The organism is Carnobacterium sp., assembly GCF_040274945.1.
In the GTDB taxonomy this organism is placed as follows: domain Bacteria; phylum Bacillota; class Bacilli; order Lactobacillales; family Carnobacteriaceae; genus Carnobacterium_B.
In genome coordinates this window covers 373,763-396,484 of sequence record NZ_JBEMAR010000001.1, presented here as the reverse complement: position 1 = coordinate 396,484, position 22,722 = coordinate 373,763, and the positions used below count along the sequence as shown (strand labels likewise).

At 35.6% G+C, this 22,722-nt stretch carries 25 protein-coding genes, 1 other RNA gene and 3 other annotated features; of the genes, 23 read left to right on the top strand and 3 right to left on the bottom strand.

All coding sequences use genetic code 11. From position 1 onward, the window contains the following. Positions 1-91: 91 nt before the first annotated feature. The 23 genes from tpx to ABS916_RS01760 all read left to right on the top strand — a co-directional run bounded on the left by tpx (position 92) and on the right by ABS916_RS01760 (position 19,867). Positions 92-583, top strand: a complete 492-nt coding sequence (tpx, locus tag ABS916_RS01870) for a thiol peroxidase (protein ID WP_350450282.1) — start codon at positions 92-94, stop codon at positions 581-583. A gap of 54 nt (positions 584-637) precedes the next feature. Continuing rightward, positions 638-873, top strand: a binding site (T-box leader). 74 nt (positions 874-947) lie between these two features. Further along, positions 948-3,593, top strand: a complete 2,646-nt coding sequence (locus tag ABS916_RS01865; protein WP_350450281.1) for a valine--tRNA ligase — start codon at positions 948-950, stop codon at positions 3,591-3,593. A gap of 187 nt (positions 3,594-3,780) precedes the next feature. Then, the gene (locus ABS916_RS01860) at positions 3,781-5,088 is read left to right on the top strand and encodes a bifunctional folylpolyglutamate synthase/dihydrofolate synthase (protein ID WP_350450280.1); all 1,308 of its coding nucleotides are present in this window, start codon (positions 3,781-3,783) and stop codon (positions 5,086-5,088) included. Positions 5,089-5,107: 19 nt separating this feature from the next. Further along, positions 5,108-5,767: an HAD family hydrolase gene (locus ABS916_RS01855; RefSeq protein ID WP_350450279.1), complete on the top strand. Its 660-nt coding sequence runs from the start codon at positions 5,108-5,110 to the stop codon at positions 5,765-5,767. A 63-nt stretch (positions 5,768-5,830) separates the two neighbouring features. After that, a complete protein-coding gene (radC, locus tag ABS916_RS01850; RefSeq protein WP_350450278.1) occupies positions 5,831-6,523 on the top strand; it encodes a RadC family protein in 693 nt (230 codons plus the stop codon). A gap of 158 nt (positions 6,524-6,681) precedes the next feature. Further along, positions 6,682-6,882, top strand: coding sequence for a cold-shock protein (locus ABS916_RS01845; RefSeq protein WP_013710476.1), 201 nt, complete (start codon positions 6,682-6,684; stop codon positions 6,880-6,882). A 396-nt stretch (positions 6,883-7,278) separates the two neighbouring features. Next, complete coding sequence (locus tag ABS916_RS01840) at positions 7,279-7,479, top strand: cold-shock protein (protein WP_013710476.1); 201 nt, start codon at positions 7,279-7,281, stop codon at positions 7,477-7,479. Positions 7,480-7,787: 308 nt separating this feature from the next. Next, positions 7,788-7,988, top strand: a complete 201-nt coding sequence (locus ABS916_RS01835) for a cold-shock protein (RefSeq protein WP_013710476.1) — start codon at positions 7,788-7,790, stop codon at positions 7,986-7,988. A gap of 215 nt (positions 7,989-8,203) precedes the next feature. Beyond that, positions 8,204-8,404 (top strand): cold-shock protein, encoded by a 201-nt coding sequence (locus ABS916_RS01830; protein WP_013710476.1) that lies wholly within the window; start codon positions 8,204-8,206, stop codon positions 8,402-8,404. Between the two features lie 362 nt (positions 8,405-8,766). Continuing rightward, positions 8,767-9,780, top strand: coding sequence for a rod shape-determining protein (locus tag ABS916_RS01825; protein WP_013710478.1), 1,014 nt, complete (start codon positions 8,767-8,769; stop codon positions 9,778-9,780). Between the two features lie 145 nt (positions 9,781-9,925). Continuing rightward, positions 9,926-10,777 (top strand): rod shape-determining protein MreC, encoded by an 852-nt coding sequence (mreC, locus tag ABS916_RS01820; protein ID WP_350450277.1) that lies wholly within the window; start codon positions 9,926-9,928, stop codon positions 10,775-10,777. Further along, the gene (gene mreD, locus ABS916_RS01815) at positions 10,778-11,299 is read left to right on the top strand and encodes a rod shape-determining protein MreD (RefSeq protein WP_350450276.1); all 522 of its coding nucleotides are present in this window, start codon (positions 10,778-10,780) and stop codon (positions 11,297-11,299) included. A 42-nt stretch (positions 11,300-11,341) separates the two neighbouring features. Continuing rightward, positions 11,342-12,043 (top strand): septum site-determining protein MinC, encoded by a 702-nt coding sequence (locus ABS916_RS01810; RefSeq protein WP_350450275.1) that lies wholly within the window; start codon positions 11,342-11,344, stop codon positions 12,041-12,043. After that, positions 12,034-12,828, top strand: a complete 795-nt coding sequence (minD, locus tag ABS916_RS01805) for a septum site-determining protein MinD (protein WP_035022280.1) — start codon at positions 12,034-12,036, stop codon at positions 12,826-12,828. The genes ABS916_RS01810 and minD overlap by 10 nt, the downstream gene beginning before the upstream one ends. A gap of 24 nt (positions 12,829-12,852) precedes the next feature. Next, positions 12,853-13,107 (top strand) — a binding site (T-box leader). A 91-nt stretch (positions 13,108-13,198) separates the two neighbouring features. Then, a complete protein-coding gene (locus ABS916_RS01800; RefSeq protein WP_350450274.1) occupies positions 13,199-13,996 on the top strand; it encodes an amino acid ABC transporter substrate-binding protein in 798 nt (265 codons plus the stop codon). Between the two features lie 64 nt (positions 13,997-14,060). Next, entirely contained in the window at positions 14,061-14,864 is an 804-nt protein-coding gene (locus tag ABS916_RS01795) for an amino acid ABC transporter substrate-binding protein (protein ID WP_350450273.1), read from the top strand. A gap of 28 nt (positions 14,865-14,892) precedes the next feature. After that, entirely contained in the window at positions 14,893-15,528 is a 636-nt protein-coding gene (locus tag ABS916_RS01790) for an amino acid ABC transporter permease (RefSeq protein ID WP_350450272.1), read from the top strand. Positions 15,529-15,542: 14 nt separating this feature from the next. Then, positions 15,543-16,220 carry an amino acid ABC transporter ATP-binding protein gene (locus tag ABS916_RS01785; protein WP_350450271.1) on the top strand — a complete coding sequence of 226 codons (678 nt, stop codon included), beginning with the start codon at positions 15,543-15,545 and terminating at the stop codon, positions 16,218-16,220. 110 nt (positions 16,221-16,330) lie between these two features. Then, positions 16,331-16,402: a sequence feature (ribosomal protein L21 leader region), on the top strand. Between the two features lie 15 nt (positions 16,403-16,417). Then, on the top strand, positions 16,418-16,726 hold the full coding sequence (gene rplU, locus ABS916_RS01780; protein ID WP_013710487.1) for a 50S ribosomal protein L21: 309 nt from the start codon (positions 16,418-16,420) through the stop codon (positions 16,724-16,726). A gap of 17 nt (positions 16,727-16,743) precedes the next feature. Further along, on the top strand, positions 16,744-17,079 hold the full coding sequence (locus tag ABS916_RS01775) for a ribosomal-processing cysteine protease Prp (RefSeq protein ID WP_013710488.1): 336 nt from the start codon (positions 16,744-16,746) through the stop codon (positions 17,077-17,079). A gap of 28 nt (positions 17,080-17,107) precedes the next feature. Then, positions 17,108-17,392, top strand: coding sequence for a 50S ribosomal protein L27 (gene rpmA / locus ABS916_RS01770; RefSeq protein ID WP_023177465.1), 285 nt, complete (start codon positions 17,108-17,110; stop codon positions 17,390-17,392). Between the two features lie 249 nt (positions 17,393-17,641). Then, positions 17,642-18,649 (top strand): class I SAM-dependent methyltransferase, encoded by a 1,008-nt coding sequence (locus ABS916_RS01765; protein WP_350450270.1) that lies wholly within the window; start codon positions 17,642-17,644, stop codon positions 18,647-18,649. A 27-nt stretch (positions 18,650-18,676) separates the two neighbouring features. After that, a complete protein-coding gene (locus ABS916_RS01760) occupies positions 18,677-19,867 on the top strand; it encodes an acetate/propionate family kinase (protein ID WP_350450269.1) in 1,191 nt (396 codons plus the stop codon). Between the two features lie 65 nt (positions 19,868-19,932). Here ABS916_RS01760 and ABS916_RS01755 read toward each other — a convergent pair whose 3' ends face one another. The 3 genes from ABS916_RS01755 to ABS916_RS01745 all read right to left on the bottom strand — a co-directional run bounded on the left by ABS916_RS01755 (position 19,933) and on the right by ABS916_RS01745 (position 22,500). Further along, entirely contained in the window at positions 19,933-20,391 is a 459-nt protein-coding gene (locus tag ABS916_RS01755) for a universal stress protein (RefSeq protein ID WP_350450268.1), read from the bottom strand. A gap of 544 nt (positions 20,392-20,935) precedes the next feature. Further along, a non-coding RNA gene (gene ssrS, locus ABS916_RS01750) (6S RNA) lies at positions 20,936-21,123 on the bottom strand. A gap of 90 nt (positions 21,124-21,213) precedes the next feature. Further along, positions 21,214-22,500, bottom strand: coding sequence for a replication-associated recombination protein A (locus ABS916_RS01745; protein WP_089974683.1), 1,287 nt, complete (start codon positions 22,498-22,500; stop codon positions 21,214-21,216). Positions 22,501-22,722 lie beyond the last annotated feature (222 nt).

The window sequence follows — 22,722 nt, the reverse complement described above, 5'->3', positions numbered from 1 at the left end:
TAGAATTTGACTACTCGTACGGAAATATTGCTTTAAAAAATGATTATTCGTATACTATTCTAAGATGAGTCATAGAATAGGAGTGTTTAATATGGAAATTACTAGAAAAGGTACACCACATAAATTAAGAGGGGTTCAAACAAAGGTTGGAGATAAAGCGCCTGAATTTACTATAAAAAACTTAGCAGATGAAACAGTTGGATTAAACGAATTTTCGGGGAAAGTTGTTATAATCAGTGTCATTCCAGACATTGATACACGAGTATGTGCTTTACAAGCAAAAGAATTCAATAAAATCGCCAGCGAATTAGAGGGTGTACAATTGATTACTATTTCGAATAACACTAAAGAAGAACAAGCTGAATGGTGTGCTGGAAAAGACATTTCAATGGAGTTGTTGCATGATAGTGAATTAAATTTTGGTAACGCGTATGGTTTAGTAATGGAAGATCTTGAGCGATTAGCACGCTCAGTATTTGTTGTTAATCCAAGAGGTGAAATCACGTATCAAGAAATCGTTCCTGAAATGTCTAGTGAACCTGACTATGATAAAGCGATCAAAGCAGCTAGAGCAGCACGTTGAGGAAATCCCTAAGACGTATTGAAAAATAACTTTTTTAATGCTACTATGTAAAAATAAAAGGCAATGAACAAGAAGAGTAATTTTATTTGCTGACTGATAGAGAAAAGAACGAATGCTGGGAGTTCTTAGTCGTGATAAAATGAAGGTAGCTTGGGAGCTGACAAGGTGAACATACAGTAACTTTGTTCGGAGTAACGATCCGTTAAAATTGGAACTAAGAGGTGTACTTTTGAAATTAGTAAAGTACGCAATATAGGTGGTACCGCGAGTGAACAGCATTCGTCCTAATAATAATTTATTATTGGGATGGATGCTTTTTTTGTTTGTATAAATCTTTTAATTAAAATTGTAAAGGAGAGATAAAATGACTGATGAATTGAAAATGTCTACTAAATATCAACCAAATGAAGTAGAAGCTGGTCGTTATGAAAAATGGGTAGAAAAAGGACTATTTAAGCCAAGTGGAGATAAGACGAAAGAGGCTTATTCTGTCGTTATTCCTCCTCCAAATGTAACAGGAAAATTGCATTTAGGTCATGCTTGGGATACAACCTTGCAAGATATTATTGTTAGACAAAAAAGAATGCAAGGCTTTGATACTCTATGGTTGCCAGGTATGGATCATGCAGGAATTGCAACCCAAGCAAAAGTAGAAGCTAAATTAGCTGAAGATGGTATTTCACGCTATGATTTAGGACGTGAAAAATTTATTGATACTGTATGGGATTGGAAAGAAGAGTATGCCAGTGTGATCCGTGAACAATGGGCAAAAGTTGGTATTTCAGTTGATTATAGTCGTGAACGTTTTACACTAGATGAAGGATTATCTGAAGCAGTTCGTAAAGTATTTGTAACGATGTACGATAAAAAACTGATTTACCGTGGAGAATACATCATCAACTGGGATCCAAAAGCTAAAACAGCTTTATCAGATATCGAGGTTATTCACCAAGATGTTGAAGGCGCCTTTTATCATATGAGTTATCCGTTAACAGACGGCAGCGGAGTAGTAGAAATTGCGACAACACGACCTGAGACGATGCTAGGGGACACAGCGATTGCGGTCCATCCAGACGACGAACGTTACCAACAATTAATTGGTAAGACAGTTCTATTGCCATTAATGAATCGTGAAATTCCAATTGTAGCAGATGATTATGTTGAAATGGATTTTGGTACAGGTGTTGTAAAAATCACTCCTGCTCATGACCCTAATGACTTTGAAGTTGGGAAACGTCACAATTTGCCACAAATCAATGTGATGAATGATGATGGTTCAATGAATGAATTGGCTGGCAAGTATGAAACAATGGATCGTTTTGAAGCTCGTAAAGCTGTGGTAAAAGATTTAGAAGCTGAAGGTCGAATGATCAAAATCGAAAAAGTGGTTCACAGTGTTGGTCACTCAGAACGCACTGGAGTTGTAGTAGAACCAAGGTTATCTACGCAATGGTTTGTAAATATGGCACCACTAGCTAAAGAAGCAATCGAAAGCCAAGGAACAGAAGAGAAAGTTAATTTTGTGCCAGAGCGTTTCGAAAATACGTATATGCGTTGGATGGAAAATGTTCACGATTGGGTAATTTCACGTCAATTGTGGTGGGGCCACCGTATTCCTGCTTGGTACCATAAAACAAGCGGTGAGTTGTATGTCGGTATGGAAGCACCTGAAGATAGTGAAAATTGGGTACAAGATCCAGATGTTTTGGATACGTGGTTTAGTTCAGCTTTATGGCCGTTTTCTACAATGGGCTGGCCTGATGAAGAATCTGAAGATTTTAAACGTTATTTCCCTACCAATACATTAGTAACAGGATACGACATTATCTTTTTCTGGGTGAGTCGTATGATGTTCCAAAGTTTAGAATTTACTGGAAAACGACCATTTAATAACGTATTGATTCATGGACTTATCCGTGACACGGATGGCCGTAAAATGAGTAAATCACTAGGCAACGGGATCGATCCGATGGATGTGATTGAAAAATATGGAGCGGATGCATTACGTTGGTTCTTGTCAAACGGTTCTGCTCCAGGGCAAGATGTTCGTTTTAGTTATGACAAAATGGATGCTGCATGGAACTTTATCAATAAAATATGGAATGCTAGTCGCTTTGCATTGATGAATATGGAAAACTTTACTGTCAATCAAATTGATTTAACAGGTGAAAAAACGGTTGCTGACCGTTGGATCTTAACCAAATTAAATGAAACCATTGAAAAAGTAACCGACTTATTCGAGCGTTTTGAATTTGGAGAAGCGGGTCGCCACTTGTATCACTTTATTTGGGATGATTTTTGTGACTGGTACATCGAAATGAGTAAGGAAGTATTATTTGGAGAAGATGAAAAAGCGAAACAAACGACTAGAAGTATTTTAGCTTATGTATTGGATCAGACGTTACGTCTGTTACACCCAATCATGCCATTTGTTACTGAAGAGATTTGGGAAAATATTCCTCACGAAGGAGAATCCTTAGTGGTAGCAGAATACCCAGTTGTTCATCCAGAACTTTCTGATGAAGCAGCAACTAAAGGGATGGATGTATTGATGGAATTGATTCGTTCGGTTCGTAATATTCGTTCTGAGGTAAATACACCATTATCTAAAAAAATTGAGTTATTGATCAAAACAAACGATCAAACAATTGAACAATTCTTGAAAGATAATACTTCTTATATTGAACGCTTCTGTAATCCTGAAACATTGACGATCTCAAGTGATGTAGAAGCTCCCGAAACAGCTATGTCAGCTGTAATCACAGGTGCTGAAATTTACTTGCCACTAGCTGGATTGATCAATTTAGAAGAAGAAATCGCTCGTTTAGAAAAAGAATTGGATAAATGGAACAAAGAAGTGAAACGTGTAGAAGGAAAATTAGCGAATAAAAAATTCGTAGATAATGCTCCTGATGCAGTAGTTGAAGCCGAAAAAGCAAAACAAGGCGATTACCTTGAAAAACATGCTGCAGTAAATGAACGTATAAAAGTACTGAAAAATCAACTTTAATCAGTAACCTATTAACAATAAAACGAGTAAAAACTAGGATCTCTCTTAGCTTTTTACTCGTTTTATTGTTCTTTGAGAAAAGCCTATAGTAAATGATGGGATGTACAGTGTGATATTTTAATGGTTGAAATGAACAGCGTAGTTTATAATTAACTACGTATGGAATATAAATAAGTGGAGGTAAGTCATGTTCACTACGTATGGAGAAGCATTGAACTGGATTCATGCAACAAGAACTTTTGGTGAAAAGCCAGGATTAAAGCGTATGGAATGGATGTTAGGTAAGCTAGGTCATCCAGAAAAAAAATTTAAATCGATTCATATAGCAGGCACAAATGGTAAAGGCTCTACATTGGCTTTCTTGAGGAATATGTTGGAAGCAAATGGACAAATAGTTGGGACGTTCACTTCACCATATATCGAAATGTTTAACGAACGAGTGAGCGTCAATGGTGAACCACTGTCTGATGATGAGATTTTGCGTTTAGCAAATACTGTCTATCCTCTTACAGAAGAATTAAAAAAGATAGACCTAGGCGGACCAAGTGAATTTGAAATTATTACAATGATGATGTTGATTTATTTTGGTGAAGGACATGCTGATGTAGTGCTAGTTGAAGTAGGAATAGGTGGGTTGTATGACTCAACGAACGTTATTAATCCAGTAGTCTCAGTTATTACGACAATTGGAATGGATCACATGAATTTACTTGGAGAGACTTTGTCTGAAATTGCTATGAATAAGGCAGGTATTATTAAGACAGCTGTTCCCGTAGTAACTGGAAAAATTGGCCAAGAAGCCCTAGAAGTAATCGAACAGAAAGCAACTGATCAAGATAGTACGGTAATGAAATACAATAAAGACTTTTTTGTTACAAAATGGCAAACTCTTCCTACTTGGGGAGAGCAATTCGTATTTGAAGATGATTTTATGCGACTTAGTCCTATTCAAATAGAAATGTTGGGACGACATCAAGTAGAAAATGCAGCTGTAGCAATTGAAACATTAAGAGTTTACAGTCATGAAACAGGTTTAGCTGTGAATCATGAAAAAGTACGGAGTGGTCTGAAAAATACTTTTTGGCCTGGAAGAATGGAAAAAATAAACGATCAACCGTTGCTGATTTTAGATGGGGCACATAACGAACACGCAATAAAGACATTAGTTGAAACGATTAAAAAAAACTTTGCTCAACAAGAAATTTCTATTATTATGGCAGCTATGCGGGATAAAGACATTCAAGGGATGACAGATCAATTGCAAACGATACCCAATAGCCGGTTGATTCTGACGAGTTTCAACTATCCTAGAGCCGCTGGAATCGATGACTTAACCAAACTAATGCTAAAGAACGGGACAGTAATCGAATATTGGCAAGAGGCATTGGTAGAGTCTCTTAATGAAATGGATGAAAATGGTGTAGTGATTGTAACAGGATCTTTGTATTTTGTTTCTGAAGTGAGAGAATATGTGAAAGCAGCAAATAAGGAATAAAAATTTTGGAGGAAAAATCATGACTAAAATTGAAGCAGTTATTTTTGATATGGACGGGCTAATGTTTGATACAGAAGTGCTTTATTATGAAGCGAATCGAACGATTGCTAAAAGGATTGATTTGGCGTATACGTGGGAGTTTCATGAAAAATATATTGGAGTTTCTGATGAAGAATTCCATAAGGAACTTTATTTAACATTTGAAACAGAAGCCGCTGAGACACTTATCAACGAAGGCGGTCAAGCTTTGCTAGAACATGTAGAAGTTAACGGATTGCGTAAGAAAAAAGGGTTGATTGAATTACTGGACTATTTAGAAAGTAAAAATATAAAGAAGATAGTTGCTTCCAGCAGTATCAAATCGCTTGTTTCACTATTTTTAGAAAAAGAACAACTCACTCCCTATTTTGATGCCATTATTGGAGGAGATGAAGTAACGCGAGCAAAACCAAGCCCGGAAATTTATGAAAAGGCATGGTTGAAAACGCAGGTTCCAAAAGAGCATACACTTGTTTTAGAGGATTCGCTTAATGGAATTCGAGCAAGTTATGATGCTAACATCCCAGTTATTATGATACCGGATTTAATACTGCCAACGAATGAAGCAAAAGAAAAAACGCTCATGATTTTAGATGATTTAAACCAAGTGAAAACTTTTATTGAACAACAAAATCAATAGGAAAATAAAAAATTGCTTCCTCCCTTTTCGCGGATAATATTAATGTGAAAAAGGAGGATTTTTATGCCAATAAAAAGTATGAACCTTATAAAAGAAGTTCCCATTCAATCAAGGCCTAGAGAAAGATTAGAGCAATATGGTGAGAAAGCTCTTGCTAACCATGAATTGCTTGCTATCTTGCTTAGAACAGGAACAAAAGGAACAAATGTTGTTACGTTAGCGTTATCCATGCTCAATCAATTTGAAGATTTCTATTATTTGAAGACAGCCTCTTGTCAAGAGCTGATGACAGTTGCTGGGATCGGGAGAATCAAAGCAATTGAATTAAAAGCAGCAATTGAATTGGGCGTTCGTATTTCGCAAGCCTCTCAAATCAAAATTGGTCAAATTACTTCCAGTACGAAAGCTGGAGAAATGTTGCTTCTAGAAATGCGTGGACTGCAACAAGAACATTTAGTCGTTCTTTACTTAAATACAAAAAATGAAATTATTAAAAAAGAGACTATTTTTATTGGAGGTCTTAATTCTAGTATCGCTCATCCACGTGAGATTTTTAGAGGGGCAGTCAGGTACTCAGCTGCGCGGATGATCGTTGGCCACAATCACCCATCTGGTAATCCAGAACCTTCTGAAGCGGATATCCAATTTACGCGAAGGATGTCTGAATGCGGTGAACTAATGGGAATCGATTTGCTGGATCACATTATTATAGGAGAGCAAGAATTTATTAGTTTAAAAGAATTAGGGGTTTGTTAAAAGAAAAGTTTATAAAGGTTGCTTATTTAAAATGTCCATGCTACACTAAGGTAGAGTTTTTGTTAGGTAGAAAATAGAATTGTTTCAGAACATTCCAATTCGCACCGCAAGCAAGAATATCACTATATGTGCTTAAGGGCACGAGGAGGAATTTCATTATGGAACAAGGTACAGTAAAATGGTTTAACGCAGAAAAAGGTTTTGGATTTATCGAACGTGAAGGAGCAGACGATGTATTCGTACATTTCTCAGCTATCCAAAGCGAAGGATTCAAATCTTTAGAAGAAGGACAAGCAGTAACTTTCGACGTTGAAGAAGGAAACCGTGGACCTCAAGCAGCAAACGTAAACAAAGCTTAATTAAAAATTAAAATTGTTTAAGGAGTTAGTCTTAGGGCTGACTCCTTTTTTGTTTGAAGCAATTAGTTGAGTTAGGTTATCTGCCAACTGATGTTAAAGGTTCGGAAAAAATTCTGGAATGGAAGGATTTGTTTGTACAGGAACCTGTCGATACCTAATTCTTCAGTAAATTCAACTTAGCTTCGTTGTTATTCTACCAACATTAAATATATAGCGCCTTAGGTTAAGGGTTTCTTAATTTCCTAATAAGTATTCGCTTGTACATTATTTAATAACATGTTATACTTAGGTAGAGTTTTTGTTAGGTAGGAAATAGAATTGTTTCAAACATTCCAATTCGCACCGCAAGCAAGAATCTCACTATATGTGCTATAAGGCACGAGGAGGAATTTTATTATGGAACAAGGTACAGTAAAATGGTTTAACGCAGAAAAAGGTTTTGGATTTATCGAACGTGAAGGAGCAGACGATGTATTCGTACATTTCTCAGCTATCCAAAGCGAAGGATTCAAATCTTTAGAAGAAGGACAAGCAGTAACTTTCGACGTTGAAGAAGGAAACCGTGGACCTCAAGCAGCAAACGTAAACAAAGCTTAATTTAAAAATTAAAATTGTTTAAGGAGTTAGTCTTAGGACTGGCTCCTTTTTTGTTTGAAGAATTTAATTGTTACTGAATAACTAGTGGTAAAGAAATAGATAGATCTAGTGTAATTGTTAAATAAGCTCTCATAGTGAGAAGAGAATTCTTTTTGTTTAAGCATTCGCTTGTGTAATAATTAAAGACATGCTATACTAAGGTAGAGTTTTTGTTAGGTAGAAAATAGAATTGTTTCAGAACATTCCAATTCGCACCGCAAGCAAGAATATCACTATATGTGCTTAAGGGCACGAGGAGGAATTTCATTATGGAACAAGGTACAGTAAAATGGTTTAACGCAGAAAAAGGTTTTGGATTTATCGAACGTGAAGGAGCAGACGATGTATTCGTACATTTCTCAGCTATCCAAAGCGAAGGATTCAAATCTTTAGAAGAAGGACAAGCAGTAACTTTCGACGTTGAAGAAGGAAACCGTGGACCTCAAGCAGCAAACGTAAACAAAGCTTAATTCAAAATTAAAATTGTTTAAGAAGTTAGCCTTTAGCTAGCTTCTTTTTTTGTATAAAAATACTAGCGTTTCTCTTGAACTTTTAATAAATGAATGCTACAATTACTGTAATGTTTTTGTTAGGGAGCACTTAGAATTGTTTTAATACAGTCTGATTCGTACCGTTAGCAAGAATATCACTATATGTGCTATAAGGCACGAGGAGGAATTTCATTATGGAACAAGGTACAGTAAAATGGTTTAACGCAGAAAAAGGTTTTGGATTTATCGAACGTGAAGGAGCAGACGATGTATTCGTACATTTCTCAGCTATCCAAAGCGAAGGATTCAAATCTTTAGAAGAAGGACAAGCAGTAACTTTCGACGTTGAAGAAGGAAACCGTGGACCTCAAGCAGCTAACGTAAACAAAGCGTAAGCATAAAATTTAAAATTTTAAGAGCCTAGCGATTTTTCGCTAGGCTCTTTTTTTTTATGAAATAAAACCTCTAAACACAAGGGTGTGCTTCCAAAAAGAACAGTAGTCTTATTTCAAAGGACTATTTCATTTTGTTTACTTATATATGGAATTGCTTAAATTTATGTTAAAATATAAAAAATACTGATGTCATAAGTAAAAAAATACAGTATGATGGTTTCGGTTAGAGCATTCTATTCTGTTTTTTGCTATACTGTTTAAGTGTCTACCTTTCAGTATTAAATAAAAGAGGTACAATTGCAATCAATCTGAAAAGAACTATAAATATTAAAGATCAGGTAGACTTGAGAGGATGAAATTATTTGTTTAGATTTGGAAATAAAGATATAGGAATTGATTTAGGTACTGCAAACACAAATGTATTTGTAGCTGGAAAAGGGATTGTCTTAAGAGAACCTTCAGTAGTTGCAAAAGATACTGTAACAGGAGAAATTGTTGCAGTTGGAGAAGATGCAAGAAACATGATTGGGAGAACACCAGGTACAATTATTGCTATTCGTCCTATGAAGAATGGTGTAATTGCGGACTACGATACGACAGCAGCTATGATGAAATATTACATCGAGAAAGCAATTGGAAAATCAACATCTAAACCATTTGTCATGATTTGTGTGCCAAGTGGGGTTACAGAAGTTGAAAAAAGAGCCGTTGTTGATGCTACCAGAATGGCAGGAGCAAAAGATGCTTTCATTATTGAAGAACCATTTGCAGCAGCAATTGGAGCCGGTTTACCAGTGATGGATCCTACAGGAAGTATGGTAGTGGATATAGGTGGTGGAACCACGGATGTAGCTACGATCGCATTAGGCGGAATCGTTAGTAGCCGTTCTATTCGTTTGGCTGGAGACCGCATGGACGATGTGATCATTCACTATGTACGCAAAAAATTCAATTTGCTTATTGGTGAACGTACAGCTGAACAAATCAAAATCCAAATTGGTTGTGCTTCTGTTGAAAAAGCATCAGAATATGGGGTTATGGACATTCGAGGCCGTGACTTGTTAACAGGACTGCCACAAACGATTGAAATTTCAGCGGTTGATATTGCTGAAGCTATTCAAGAAGTTGTAGAAGGTATCATTGTTGCTGTTAGAGAAACTCTTGAAGAAACATCTCCTGAAATTTCAGCAGATGTCATTGATCATGGAATTGTTTTAACTGGTGGTGGAGCTTTATTGAAAAATATTGGTGATGTTATTGCAGAAGAAACAGATGTTCCAGTTTTCGTGGCAAATGAACCACTTGATTGTGTTGCACTCGGTACAGGAGAGTCATTAAAACACATTGATATCTATAAAAAAAGAGCAAATAGATAAGCAAGCCTAAATAAGGTTGAAAAGGTGCGGGAAGTTTATTTTCTTCCCGCATATTTTCATGTAAAAAAAGAAACAAGTTAGGCAAGTTATTTAGGTTAATTTATGTTAAAATAAAGGAAGCCTGTAAAATTAATGAGGTGATGTTTTGAATCAGTTCTTTTCAAATAAAAAACTAATCATTTTGTTAGTAAGTATGATTGTCTCTTTAGGTCTGATAGCCTTTTCAATTACAGGAACTGGAAACATTCCTATCCTGCAACAACTTACTAATGATATTACTGCAGTTGTTTCTCGTGTAGTAGCAAAACCGACGAATGCAGTTGTTGATTTTTTAGAATCAGTAGACCGTCTGAAAAATACGTATGAAGAAAATCAATTATTGAAATCAAAAATAGATAAACTGTACGAAACAGAAGTAGAAATTGCAGATTTAAAACAAAATAACGAAAAGCTTAAAGAACAATTGGATTTAACAGCTACCTTATCGGATTATGAATCAATCAATGGAGCAGTCATTAGTCGAAATCCTGATAGTTGGGTTGATCAAATCGTTGTAGATAAAGGAAGCCAAAATGGCATTGAATTAGATATGTCCGTTATGTCAGGAAATGGTCTGATTGGACGTGTTGTTGAAGTCAATCCTACTAGTTCAAAGGTTCAATTAGTAACAACTCTGGATCAAAATAATAATCGAGTTGCAGCATCTGTTAGTACAGATGAAGGGGTTGTGCATGGGATTGTGAATGGATATGATCCTGAAACCAATCGATTAGTTATGAAACAAATTACAACGGATGCCGAATTAAAAGAAGGTGATCAAGTGATGACCTCTGGTTTAGGTGGAGTATCGCCTAGTGCGTTACTGATAGGAACGATTGAAGAAGTTAAATTAGATTCTTTTGGCTTGTCACAAGAAGCCTACATTGTTCCAGCATCGGATACGAATGATATTCGTTATGTAACCTTTATTAAACGATCCGCTGAAAGTGGTGAGTAAATGGCAGCGAATTGGAAAACAACTACATTAATCCCGCTAGTGATCACTTTTTTATTTTTACTAGATGGACTATTGACTGCTATTTTTTCAGCGCAATTTCTTGAAGGTACAAAAACTATGACTCCAAGGCTGATCGTATTAGTGCTTATCTTAATGTCTTTTTATATTCCAAGAAGTAGAATGCTTGTTTATGGAGTTATTTTTGGTTTAATTTATGATAGTTATTATGTGGGAATCCTAGGAGTATACATTCTTCTATTTCCTTTAATCATCTACTTAACAGAAAAACTAAAAAAAATTCTCAATCCTAATCCTGTTGTTATTGGTATGATGGTTATTATCAATTTAAGTTTAATAGAAACTTATCTTTATCTGTTTTATCAAGTTCTAGGATACACAACTATTAATTGGGCAACATTTTTGGCGGACCGATTAGGGCCGACATTGCTCTTGAATTTAGTCTTGTTTATTATTGTATTTTATCCGTTAAAAAAGATAACTGAACGTATTCAAGGAGAGTAACCGACAGTAAGAATCAACATTTTGGCTGAGGGAGTTGTTAAAGTGAAACAAAGTGTGACGTTAAAAGGAACTAAAGGCAGCTTTGTGTTAAGCTTGGATGAAGCAGCTTCTTTTGTATCCATCATGAAAGAATTAAATGAATTGCTTGAACATCTACATGGTGAACAAAAAAGGTCGAAAGAAGTTCAAAAAGATATTTATTTAGAGATAAAAACAGGAAACCGTCTATTATCTCAAGAACAACAAGAACGAGTGATTGAAGAAATTGAATCAAAAAGTACGTTTTTAATTAAAAAAATCACGTCTAATGTTGTGACCTATGAAAAAGCGATTGAATGGCAAGAGGCAGTAAGCCTTCAAATGGAAGTTCAAACGGTTAGAAGTGGACAGGTTTTATCGGCCCCAGGCAATCTTCTTTTTGTAGGTAAGGTCCATCCTGGTGGCATGCTTCGAGCTAATGGAAGCATCTTTATCATTGGAGAATTGATGGGAATCGCACATGCTGGATTTGAAGGAGATACAAATGCAGTAATTGTTGCAGATTTTCATACGGATGCTCAAGTTAGAATTGCAGACAGCATACAGATCATAGAGAAGAAAAACAATCATCAAGACAGCATTAGAAAAAATGAATTTGCCTATATCAATGATCTACATATTTTAGATTTTAATTCATTGGAACAATTAAGAAAAATGCGTCCAAATTTAGGTAAAGTGATCGGGGGATTAAACGAATGGGTATAGCAATCGTTATTACATCTGGAAAAGGCGGTGTAGGAAAAACAACCTCCACTGCAAATTTAGGTACCGCTCTTGCCCTTCAAGGGAAGAGAGTTTGTTTGATAGATATGGATATTGGGCTAAGAAATTTAGATGTTATTCTTGGTTTAGAAAATCGCATTATTTATGACATTGTTGATGTGGTAGAAGGCCGCACGAAATTGCATCAAGCGATTATAAAAGATAAACGGTTTAATGATAATTTGTATTTGCTTCCTGCAGCTCAAAATGCAGATAAAAATGATGTGAATGGCGAACAAATGATTGAAATCGTTTCTGAATTAAAAAAAGAATACGATTATATTTTAATTGATTGCCCAGCTGGAATTGAACAAGGTTTCCAAAATTCGATTGCAGCAGCAGATCAAGCAATCCTAGTGACAACCCCTGAAATCTCTGCTATTCGTGATGCCGATCGAATCATCGGACTCTTAGAGCAAACAGAACTTGAACCGCCTCGCTTAATCATAAACCGTATTCGTAAACGGATGATGCAAGATGGAGAAGTAATGGACATTGACGAAATCACTAGACATTTATCGATTGATTTATTAGGAATCGTTTTTGATGATGATGACGTAGTTCGCTCTTCTAATAAGGGAGATCCTATTGTTTTAAATCCAAAGAATCCTGCTTCTCAAGGATATCGAAATATTGCTCGTCGAATTTTAGGCGAAACAGTTCCTTTGATGACGTTGACAAAAGAAAAACCTACTTTATGGCAGAAATTATTTGGCAAGCGGAAATAAGTGTGCTATAGTATTAAAAAATGATTAAAAGCTTTGAAGAGAAAAAGTAAGTTTAGGAACTTTTTAGAGAGATTGCGGTGGTGAGAGCAATTAAGGAACTATACTGAAAACACATCTCTGAGCTGACTGTTGAACGTAGATTTTTCTACAAGTAAATTGATTCGGGAGTACCCGTTATAGTACTAGTGTTTAGTAGTTTTGAACACGACGAGGCAGCTTTCTGTGAAGGAGTTGCGAATAAAGGTGGAACCACGATAAATGATATCAATCGTCCTTTGATTTTCTGATAATAGAAAATCAAAGGGCTTTTTTTGTTTTTAAGAACTGCAGCTTAAAAGCAAATACAATAAAAATAAAAGGGGCGTTACACATGAAAAAGACACTAGCAACAATGATTTTAGGATTAGGATTTACAGCACTGGTAGCCGGATGTAGTACAAATGAAGCTAGAACAGATTCATATGATCAAATTATTGAAGAAGGTAAACTTATAGTAGGGTTAGATGATACATTTGCTCCAATGGGTTTTCGTGATAGTAACGGAGAAATTGTAGGTTTTGATATTGATTTAGCAAATGAAGTTGGTGAAAGATTAGATGTAGATGTTGAATTCCAGCCAATAGACTGGGCTTTAAAAGAAACAGAATTGACTAATGGAAATATTGATTTGATATGGAACGGCTATACGATTACGGATGAAAGAAAGAAACAAGTTGATTTTAGTTCACCTTATTTAGAAAACAGCCAAATTATTATTGTGTTGGAAGACAGTGAGATTCAAACAAAAGAAGATTTAAGTGGAAAAGTAGTTGCTGCGCAACAATCTTCAAGTGCAGTGGATGCCATCAATGCTGATGAATCAAATATTATTGAAGAATTTGCGGATGAAGAAGTTGTCTTATATCCTTCTAATAATGACGTATTTAATGATTTAGCTTCAGAAAGAAGTGACGCTATTGTTGTGGATGAAACGCTTGGTCGCTATTATATGAAGCAAAATGAAGACATTAGTTACCGTGTACTAGAAGATAATTTTGGAGAAGAAGAATATGCTGTGGGTATGCGTAAAGAAGATGACAAGTTAACAGAAGCAATCAATCAAGCTCTAGAAGATATGAAAGCAGATGGAACCTATGATAAGATTTATGCTAAATGGTTCGCTGAGTAAAAAATAAGGAAGCATGTTCTTTTGAAAGATACGTAAAGTACTGTATAGTCTAGGGGGCAAAGAGATGAAGAGAATAAGTATGGTAATGAGTTTATGGGTATTCTCCCTGCTGTTAGTGGCTTGTGGGAGTACAACTGATACAAAGACTGAAGAAGCTGAGGTGTTTTTAGGTGAACCTGGAGACACTTTGATAGTAGGGTTGGATGATACTTTTGTACCAATGGGTTTTCGCGATAGTGAAGGGAACTTAGTGGGACTAGACATTGATTTAGCAACAGAAGTAGCGGAGCGGCTTGAGTTGAATATTGAATTTCAGCCTATTGATTGGGCAATGAAAGAAACCGAATTAAACTCTGGTAATATTGATGTGATTTGGAATGGCTATTCTATTACAGAAGAACGTAAACAAAAAGTTGATTTCAGTATTCCTTATACTGGTGGAGGACAAATATTTGTAGTTCTGGCAGACAGCCCAATAGAAACATGGGATGATCTAAAAGGGAAAACAGTAGCTGCACAACAATCTTCGAGCACAGTCGACTTATTAGCAAATCATGAAAGTGGAATTATGGATACATTTGCAAATGGAGAAATTATTCAATATCCGTCATACAATGATGTCTTTAATGACCTAGACAGTAAGAGAAGCGAAGCTATCGCAGTCAGTGAAATATATGCTCGGTATACAATGAAACAAAAAGGTAGTGGGAAATACCGAGTTTTAGAGCAAAGTTTTGCTGAAGAGGATACTGCAGTGGGTGTTAGAAAAACAGATACTGAGTTTTTAGAAAAGTTGAATACTACCTTAACTGACATGGAGAAAGACGGAACATTGGGTGAAATTAAAAGTAAATGGATCACAGAATAAATTAAATAAGGAAAAGAGTGAATAAATAATGGATTTGATTGCTGAGATAACCCCTAATTTGTTAGATGGACTAAAAACGACCTTATTACTATTTTTAATTATCGTTATTGTAACCATTCCATTAGGATTTTTGATTGCTTGTATAAGAGTGTATGCTCCAAAATGGATAACTTGGATCATACAAGTTTACATTTATATTATGAGAGGAACCCCATTATTGTTACAATTGATGGTTGTGTTTTTCGGATTGCCTCTTGTGGGAATAACCTTTGACCGTTTTTCAGCAGCCGTGTTCACCTTCACGATAAACTATGCAGCATATTATGCAGAAATATTTCGTGGCGGTATCTTATCCATTCCAAAAGGACAATTTGAAGCCATCAGAGTATTGGGTATTGGAAAAATAAATGGATTTAGAAAAATTATTATTCCACAAGTTATGCGTGTCGTACTGCCTTCAGTAGGAAACGAAGTAATCGCACTAGTTAAAGATACGTCTCTTATCTATATTTTAGGAATTGGCGAATTATTACGAGCAGGGCAAATTGCAGCCAATACGTATGCTTCTTTAGTTCCTTATGCAGCAGTTGGAGTAATCTATTTAGTAGTAACTGGGTTAGTCACGCTGCTATTAAATGCTATTGAGAAGAAGGCAAATTACTAAGGAGATGGTTGGAAATGGGATTGAAAGCAACAAATCTAACAAAGCAGTTTAACGGAATAGATGTTTTAAGAAACTTTGATTTCACCATTGAAGCAGGAGAGATCGTGACGCTTGTTGGTAAATCAGGTACAGGAAAAACAACGTTAATGAGAGTTCTTAATCAACTTGAAAAAGCTGATAATGGAACAGTAGCAATCGATGATCATTATTTGTGTCGTGAAACTCCGGAAGGTAAAGCAGAATACGTTTCAAAAAAAGAACGAATGACCTACAACAACCAAATAGGTATGGTATTTCAAGATTATCAATTATTTCCGAACTTAACCGTTATGAAAAATTGTATTGAAGCACCGCTAGATCAAAAATTGATGACAAAAGAGCAAGCGGTCGAAAAAGCCGAGCAACTTCTGACACAAATGGGAATTTTAGATAAAAAGGATGTTTACCCAAGTACATTATCAGGTGGACAACAACAACGTGCCGCCATTGCTCGATCCATGATGCTCAATCCTAAAATTCTTTGTTTTGATGAGCCAACTTCTGCCCTAGACCGAGACTCTTCAAATGAAGTCGGCAAGATGATTCAATCAATAGCATTATCCGGTACAGGAATCTTAATCGTCACACATGATATTGAGTTTGCTGAAACCTTTGGGACAAGAGTTGTGTCTTCAGATGAATTTTTAAGCTAAAAAAATTGAAAGTTAAAGCACGGTTGTTTTAGTATTTTTTTGTTTACACAAGTATTTATTGACGCAAGCAATACAATTTGGTATGATGTTAATGTTGTAAATGTGTAGCACCACAACTACAACCGCACTGGAATGAGTTTAAGTCCATAACGGCACTCATGATGGCGAGTCTAAGTCTAATAAGGAGGTGCGAAAGAATGTACGCAATTATCAAAACAGGTGGAAAACAAATTAAAGTTGAGGTTGGCCAAGAAATCTACATTGAAAAATTGAATGTAGAAGCTGGTGAAACTGTAGTCTTTGAAGAAGTTGTCTTAATTGGTGGAGAAGAAACAAAAGTTGGAGCTCCAACTATTGTAGGAGCTACTGTTGAAGGTACTGTTGAAAAACATGGTCTTCAAAAGAAAGTTACGACTTTTATCTACAAACCTAAAAAACATAGTCACCGTAAACAAGGTCACCGTCAACCATATACAAAAGTTATTATCAACGCAATCAACGCATAAGAAAGTGGTGTTCCAGTATGATTCAAGCATTCTTTAAACGTAATAACAAAGAAGACATCGTTTCCTTTGAAGTTACAGGACATGCAGAGTCTGGACCCTACGGCAGCGATATCGTATGTGCAGCTGTTTCAGCACTAGTTATAGGAACAACAAATAGCATTTCTGCTTTATCAGGCGTTTCTCCTTTAGTAGAAACAAATGAAGAAGTCGAAGGCGGCTATTTATATGTTGAACTTCTAAGCGAATTGACTGAAGAACAGTCGAAAATTTCACAAATTCTTCTCGAGAGTCTACTTCTATCTTTAACGGGAATAGTTGAAGAGTATCCAGAATATGTCAAACTTGCACAGTAAAAAAATTATAATAGGAGGTGCAACTCATATGTTAAAAATGAATTTACAATTCTTCGCCCATAAAAAGGGTGGCGGTTCTACAACTAACGGACGTGACTCAAACTCTAAACGTTTAGGCGCTAAACGTGCAGATGGACAAACTGTTTCAGGTGGTTCAATTTTATTCCGTCAACGCGGAACTAAAATTTATCCAGGTGTTAACGTTGGAATCGGTGGAGACGATACTTTGTTTGCTAAATGTGACGGAGTTGTTCGTTTCGAACGCAAAGGCCGCGACAAAAAACAAGTTTCTGTTTATCCAGCAGCTCAATAATTTAAAATAAAAAAAGCTCTTCTATTCTTAGAAGAGCTTTTTTTACTGCCATGGTAACGTATGTTTTCTTAATTTAACTTAGGTTAAGCAAAGATAATTTACTTTTGAAAATAAGTTAAGCTCATACTTGAAACCTTACAATATATTCGTTAAAATGGAAGAGTAGTGCTTTTTTATAGATGACTCATTTCATTTCTTACATGACTGGTGCAAAGGTACTGTAAGAAAAATAGAAAGAGGTTGAAATTATTGTCTCAAAAAGAAATCGAACAGTTATTTAATAAATTGGATAGTTCTGTCCAACTCTTGCAAAAGGAATTAGATATTTCTTATTTAGAGGCTCTTTCAGAAACGGGAGAGAATATTTTAGCCAATAGAATTCCTCATCAAGTTGATGGTCTTCCTTCAGATGAAACGGTTGGAAAATTGACGAAACTTTACAAAGAGGTTTCAATAGACAGTATGGAACCAGAAGATATTCGAAAAGCTGTTCAATTAGCTCTTTTGAAAGCTTCGAAAACGGATGCGTTGCAACCAAATCATCAAATGACACCAGATGCTATCGGCTTTATCTTAAACTATTTAATTGAAAAATTAATTAGTGGAAAAGAGCAGGCTATACGTTTGCTTGATCCTGCTGTAGGAATGGGAAATCTATTATCAACTGTTTATAATGGATTAGTTTCAAAGAATATTTTGGTTGAGGCAGAAGGAATCGATAATGATGATTTGCTTTTAACTCTTGCGTCAGTCAATACAACCTTGCAAAGGCAAAACGTCACCTTGACACATCAAGATGCGCTACAAGATCTTTTAATGGATCCTGTGGACGTTGTAGTAAGCGACTTACCTGTTGGCTACTACCCTTTGGATGAAAAAGCCAGTAAATACAAAACGGCTGCAAAACAAGGTCACTCTTATGCACATCATCTATTTATTGAACAAAGCTTGCATTACCTAAAAGATGGTGGATTTGGACTATTTTTAGTTCCAGCTCAATTATTTGAAACGGATGAGGCCCCAGGATTACTGAAAATGATTCAAGAAGAAGCGTTCTTACAAGGAATGTTAAATCTGCCGAATGAGTTATTTAAAACCAAAAACTCACGGAAATCAATTCTTTTGATTCAAAAGAAGGGGAGCAATGCCAAACAAGCTAAACAAGTTTTGTTAGCACAGATTCCAGATTTTAAAAATCAAAAAGCCATGCTTCAATTTATGCAAGAAGTGGATAGCTGGAAAAAAGAAAATATTTAAAAAATTTGAATTAGGAGATGGAAAAATATGACAAAAACAATTGCAATTAACGCAGGTAGTTCAAGTTTAAAATTTACCTTATATGAAATGCCAGCTGAGACAGAAATCGCTTCAGGAATTATCGAAAGAATTGGTTTGAATAATTCAATTTTTACTACAAAATATGCTGGCGAAAAATACAAAGTGGTTGAAGACATTAATAACCATGAAATTGCTATTCAAATGGTATTAGATAAATTAATTGAACTAAAAGTTATTGCAAACTACGAAGAAATTACTGGTGTAGGACACCGTGTAGTAGCTGGTGGAGAATTATTTAAAGATTCAGCACTAATTACTGACGAAGTATTAGCACAAATTGAAAGCTTAGCTGAATTTGCTCCATTGCATAACCCAGCAAATGCAACAGGAATCAAAGCATTCAAAAAATTGTTACCAGAGATTACAAGCGTAGCTGTATTTGACACATCTTTCCATACTACAATGCCTAAAGAAAACTATTTATACAGTCTTCCAATGGAATATTATACAGACTTTGCAGCACGTAAATATGGTGCTCATGGTACTTCACATAAATATGTATCTGAACGTGCAGCTGAGATGTTAGGCAAACCACTTGAAGAAACAAAAATTATTACTTGTCATTTAGGTAATGGTGGATCTATTACAGCTGTTAAGGGTGGAAAATCACTTGATACTTCAATGGGGTTCACTCCTTTAGCTGGTATTACGATGGGTACACGTACCGGTGATATCGATGCATCTTTATTGCCATTCCTAATGAATAAATTAAACATTACGGATATCAATGACATGATTTATATTTTAAATAATAAATCTGGTTTACTAGGTCTTTCACATGTTTCAAGCGATATGCGTGATGTTGAAGATGAAGCAGAAAAAGGAAATGAAGATGCTCAAACAGCATTAGATATTTTCTATAACCGTGTTCAAAAATACATTGGCCAATATTTTGCAATCTTAAATGGTGCAGATGCAATTGTCTTCACTGCTGGAATTGGTGAAAATTCTCCCGAAACACGTCAAATTATTATTGATGGTATGAACTGGTTTGGCGCTGAAATTGATGCTGAAGCAAACAATGTCCGTGGAAAAGAACGAATCATCTCTACTCCAGAATCAAAAGTTAAAGTACTTTTGATTCCTACAGATGAAGAAATCATGATTGCTCGTGATGTTGAAAGATTACGTGCTTAAATAGTAATACAAAAAAACAACCAACTAATTATTGGTTGTTTTTTTTGTTCTTATTTTAGATAATGTTAACTCTTTTTATTCTCTAAATCGGTACGAACAATGAGCACGTCACAATTTGCATGACGAATAACATATTCTGAAACAGAACCTATAAAGATACGTTCTACAGCGTTCAATCCTGTTGCACCTAATAGAATAAGGTCAATTTTTTGATCTTCAGGAATTTGTTTTGCAATCAAAACTTTTGGAGAGCCGTATTCAATAGAATAAGTGATGTCTTGAACACGGTGATTTTTGGCATAACGTACATATTCTTCTAGAGTGTTTTTGGCTTGTTCACTTGCTTTGTCAGCCATAGCTCCATCAAAAGTAGAAATACTTTGAAATGCTCGGGTGTCAATAACATGTGCTAGAACTAACGTAGCAGAATTTCGGACAGCAACTTGCACAGCTTTTTTAAAAGCAATTTCAGCTTCTGCTGAACCGTCCACAGCCACTAAGATTCGATTATATTGTTGTAACATACACATTCACTCCATTCCTTATGATAAACGATATGAACTATTTCTTCTTAAGGTTATTGTACCTTAAATGTATCCATTTTCATAGAAATAAGAAATTGGAGGTCATTTAAAAGGTTAATGAAAAATCACATCCGCTTGTTTAAACTCATAATAAAAAAAAGCATACTGATCATAACAAAGAGTAAAACGGTAAAAGCCAGCCAAACAGGATGAAAAAAAACAAGTAGAAGAGAGCTAAGTCCACCAATAAAAAAGAGAACACCATAGAATTTAAAAAATGGTGCTGTTTCTGAGGGGCTAGTTTTATCCGTACGAGATAATAGAATAGAGGCTTTTCCAGTGTAAAAAAAGAATGCTGCATAAAGAAGCAACGCTGAAAAAATAAAAAATAATATCGATAATAGCATGATAAGACCTTCTTTCAATAGGTAATTACAAAATAAGAATAACATATATTCCTAATAAGTTAAGGGTAAATTTGCTTTAATAACAAAGAAAAAAGCCATTCAATTAAGAATGACTTTAAAAGTTTTAAACTTTAAATGAGAAATCCGATGATGCCGTTGATATGCTCAGTTAGTATTGAACCCGCAAGAAGCAGGTGGGCTCCGCCGTCAATCTTCTAACTACCAAGTGAAAAGGCTTGTTATCCGATTGAATCAGGTTGGATCCCAAGGTAATATTAATTGTTCGGTCAACACATGTTGAGCAAGACGAGCATCTCAGAAATCTTATCCTTATAGTAGCATAAGCATATGATGTTGTCAATTATTTGCCTGTAAACGTTCTGTTGAAAGATTGTTTTAACAACAAAGAAAGCGGTTAATGAATACTCTTGTTTCCTTTTTTTAAATTGATTGAATCATACTGCTTTGCCAAAGTATCTTCATATTTTCCTGTGTGATTTGGTGTATAGTAAGAAGCATTTTTTAGTTTGTCAGGTAAGTATTGCTGATTTACCCATGCACCAGGATAACTATGCGGATAGAGATAATCTACACCGCGACCAAGTTCCTTTGCTCCACTATAATGAGAATCTTTTAAATGATCAGGTACATCCCCACTTTTCCCAGCTCGTACATCTTGGAGGGCTGCATCAATCGCTGCGTAAGACGAATTTGATTTTGGAGAGAGACATAAATCAACTACTACATTAGCTAAAGGTATTCGGGCTTCCGGAAAGCCCAATTTTTCAGATGCTTGAATAGCGGTAACAGTCCTAGAAGCTGCAGAAGGATTAGCTAATCCGATATCTTCATAAGCGATAACCATTAACCGCCTTGAGATAATAGGTAAATCGCCAGCTTCAATCAGTCTAGCAAGATAATGTAAAGCGGCATTAACATCGCTTCCACGAATGGATTTTTGTAAAGCGGAAATAACATCATAATGAGCATCACCATCTTTATCATGTGTTAAAGCTTTTCTTTGAACACACTCTTCAGCAATCTCTAAAGTAATATTGATCGTTCCTTGTTCATCTGGAGCTGTTGATTTAATCGCCAGTTCTAAACCATTCAAAGAACTCCTCAAATCTCCGCTTGTGGCTCTAGAAAAGTGGAGTAATGCTTGATCTGTAATAGCTATTTTTTCTTTACCAAAGCCTTTTTCTGGGTCTTTTACTGCATTCCACATAGCTTGTTGTATATCTTCATTAGAAAGTGTCTTAAGTTCAAATATTTGTGTTCTGCTTCGGATGGCAGGATTTATCGTAATGTATGGATTTTCAGTTGTTGCACCAATTAAGATAATACGTCCATTTTCCAAATGGGGTAGCAAAAAATCTTGCTTAGGTTTATCTAGACGATGGATCTCATCTAAAAGTAAAATCACAGTACCGCTCATTTTTGCTTCTTCCACGACAATTTGGAGATCTTTTTTTGTGTCACTAGCAGCATTCAAAATGCGAAATGCGTATTTTGTTGTCCCAGCAATCGCACTAGCGATACTGGTTTTTCCGATCCCAGGAGGGCCGTATAAAATCATCGAAGAAAGCATTTTAGCTTCTACCATACGTCGAATGATTTTTCCTTTTCCTACTAAGTGTTGCTGTCCAACAATATTATCAATATGAGTAGGCCTCATCCGATAAGCTAAAGGTTGATTCATAAAGCGTATCCTCCTATCAACATTATTATCCTTAGTATACCATTCTACCAAAATGGATTCTACAATAAAGAACGTTTGTTTGATTTTTAAAAATTAGCTTACTTTTATAAAGCAAATTGAATTTTTGGTTTGGCTTTTCTATGATTATTTGCGATAATGTGTAAGAAGTCATTTTTTTGATTAGGTTCGATTAATCAGAGGATTATGAAAGTGAGAAAGAAA

Coding starts and splice junctions, on each gene's coding strand:
- tpx (WP_350450282.1), top strand. CDS start 92: ATGGAAATTACTAGAAAAGGTACACCACATAAATTAAGAGGGGTTCAA.
- ABS916_RS01865 (WP_350450281.1), top strand. CDS start 948: ATGACTGATGAATTGAAAATGTCTACTAAATATCAACCAAATGAAGTA.
- ABS916_RS01860 (WP_350450280.1), top strand. CDS start 3,781: ATGTTCACTACGTATGGAGAAGCATTGAACTGGATTCATGCAACAAGA.
- ABS916_RS01855 (WP_350450279.1), top strand. CDS start 5,108: ATGACTAAAATTGAAGCAGTTATTTTTGATATGGACGGGCTAATGTTT.
- radC (WP_350450278.1), top strand. CDS start 5,831: ATGCCAATAAAAAGTATGAACCTTATAAAAGAAGTTCCCATTCAATCA.
- ABS916_RS01845 (WP_013710476.1), top strand. CDS start 6,682: ATGGAACAAGGTACAGTAAAATGGTTTAACGCAGAAAAAGGTTTTGGA.
- ABS916_RS01840 (WP_013710476.1), top strand. CDS start 7,279: ATGGAACAAGGTACAGTAAAATGGTTTAACGCAGAAAAAGGTTTTGGA.
- ABS916_RS01835 (WP_013710476.1), top strand. CDS start 7,788: ATGGAACAAGGTACAGTAAAATGGTTTAACGCAGAAAAAGGTTTTGGA.
- ABS916_RS01830 (WP_013710476.1), top strand. CDS start 8,204: ATGGAACAAGGTACAGTAAAATGGTTTAACGCAGAAAAAGGTTTTGGA.
- mreD (WP_350450276.1), top strand. CDS start 10,778: ATGGCAGCGAATTGGAAAACAACTACATTAATCCCGCTAGTGATCACT.
- minD (WP_035022280.1), top strand. CDS start 12,034: ATGGGTATAGCAATCGTTATTACATCTGGAAAAGGCGGTGTAGGAAAA.
- ABS916_RS01800 (WP_350450274.1), top strand. CDS start 13,199: ATGAAAAAGACACTAGCAACAATGATTTTAGGATTAGGATTTACAGCA.
- ABS916_RS01795 (WP_350450273.1), top strand. CDS start 14,061: ATGAAGAGAATAAGTATGGTAATGAGTTTATGGGTATTCTCCCTGCTG.
- ABS916_RS01790 (WP_350450272.1), top strand. CDS start 14,893: ATGGATTTGATTGCTGAGATAACCCCTAATTTGTTAGATGGACTAAAA.
- ABS916_RS01785 (WP_350450271.1), top strand. CDS start 15,543: ATGGGATTGAAAGCAACAAATCTAACAAAGCAGTTTAACGGAATAGAT.
- rplU (WP_013710487.1), top strand. CDS start 16,418: ATGTACGCAATTATCAAAACAGGTGGAAAACAAATTAAAGTTGAGGTT.
- ABS916_RS01775 (WP_013710488.1), top strand. CDS start 16,744: ATGATTCAAGCATTCTTTAAACGTAATAACAAAGAAGACATCGTTTCC.
- rpmA (WP_023177465.1), top strand. CDS start 17,108: ATGTTAAAAATGAATTTACAATTCTTCGCCCATAAAAAGGGTGGCGGT.
- ABS916_RS01760 (WP_350450269.1), top strand. CDS start 18,677: ATGACAAAAACAATTGCAATTAACGCAGGTAGTTCAAGTTTAAAATTT.
- ABS916_RS01755 (WP_350450268.1), bottom strand. CDS start 20,391: ATGTTACAACAATATAATCGAATCTTAGTGGCTGTGGACGGTTCAGCA.
- ABS916_RS01745 (WP_089974683.1), bottom strand. CDS start 22,500: ATGAATCAACCTTTAGCTTATCGGATGAGGCCTACTCATATTGATAAT.